Here is a 1,342-nt window from a genome sequence, read left to right on the forward strand (position 1 = left end):
CAAGTGGAAACCGACCAAAAGGAGGACGACAAGGAGTACAAAAAAGCCGCCTAACTTCAGCCTCACAGGCGACAAGTAGCTTGACATTCACCGGTACCGCCAGGAAGGCATCTTTGCCCGCGCCGGCTTGGCGATTGCCCGCTCCACGCTGGGCGCCTGGGTGGGCATGTGCGGCGTTCAACTCCAACCCTTGGTCGATGCGCTCAAGGGCGAAATTCTCAGCCACGCCGTGCTGCATGCCGATGAGACGCCTGTAGCGATGCTCAAACCCGGCAATGGCAAAACGCACCGCGCTTACCTGTGGACTTACGCGCCGGGCGCCTTTGAAGACCTGAAGGCCGTGGTCTATGACTTTTGCGAGAGCCGCGCGGGCGCGCATGCCAGAAGCTTTCTGGGTGATTGGCAAGGCACGCTGGTGTGCGACGATTACGTCGCCTACAAGCCGCTGTTCACTCAGGGCATCCAGGAGGCGGGCTGCATGGCGCACGCCAGGCGCCATTTCTTCGAGTTGCATGTCAATCACCAGAGCCAGATTGCCGCCCAAGCGCTGCACTACATCGCCCAGCTCTACGAGATCGAGCGCGAGGTCAAAAGCCTCTGCGCGGATGAACGTCAGCGCATCCGCCAGGCCCGGTCAAAGCCACTGGCCGATGCGCTGCACCAATGGATGGTGCTGCAACGCAGCCAGATCCTGGACGGCTCAGCCACGGCCAAGGCACTCGATTACAGCTTGAGGCGCTGGGGCGCACTCATGCGTTTCCTCGATGACGGGCAATTGCCGATCGACAACAACTGGGTGGAAAACCAAATCCGGCCCGTGGCCGTGGGCCGCTCGAACTGGCTGTTCGCCGGCTCACTCAGGGCCGGGCAACGCGCCGCTGCCATCATGAGCCTGATCCAGAGCGCCCGACTCAACGGGCATGACCCGTACGCCTACCTCAAGGATGTCTTGACACGGCTGCCGACACAAAAAAACAGCCATATCTCAGAGTTGCTGCCTCACCGCTGGAAGCCTGCACAGCCTTGACCGCTGGCGTCAAGCTGTGTTCGCTGGCTGCTTACAGAGATTTGAGCCTCCTCAAAACTCGGGGCGGTTCACACTGCTACGGATTCAATATGTGTTGCCCGGACGCATACGGTGTATTGCCCGGTTGCTTATCGCTTACCAAGCGTTGTCCAAGCAAACAAAAGCAAGCCAAAAGAAAAAGCCCGGTCGATCATGAGATCAACCGGGCTGGTTCAGGGGCTATAAGAGCCTGACGATGACCTACTTTCACACGGGAATCCGCACTATCATCGGCGCTGAGTCGTTTCACTGTCCTGTTCGGGATGGGAAGGAGTG

1 rRNA gene and 1 pseudogene are annotated in these 1,342 nt (G+C 59.4%); one reads left to right on the forward strand and one right to left on the reverse strand.

Going from position 1 to position 1,342, the window contains the following annotated elements:
* Positions 1 to 94: 94 nt before the first annotated feature.
* Positions 95 to 1,027: pseudogene (locus IWX87_RS19440) on the forward strand (IS66 family transposase); the annotation flags it as partial.
* 227 nt (positions 1,028 to 1,254) lie between these two features.
* On the opposite strand, the gene rrf reads toward IWX87_RS19440, so the two are convergent.
* Positions 1,255 to 1,342 (reverse strand): 5S ribosomal RNA (gene rrf / locus IWX87_RS19445); the annotation flags it as partial.

It is taken from the genome of Polaromonas sp. CG_9.7, assembly GCF_015752205.1.
Taxonomy (GTDB): domain Bacteria; phylum Pseudomonadota; class Gammaproteobacteria; order Burkholderiales; family Burkholderiaceae_C; genus Polaromonas.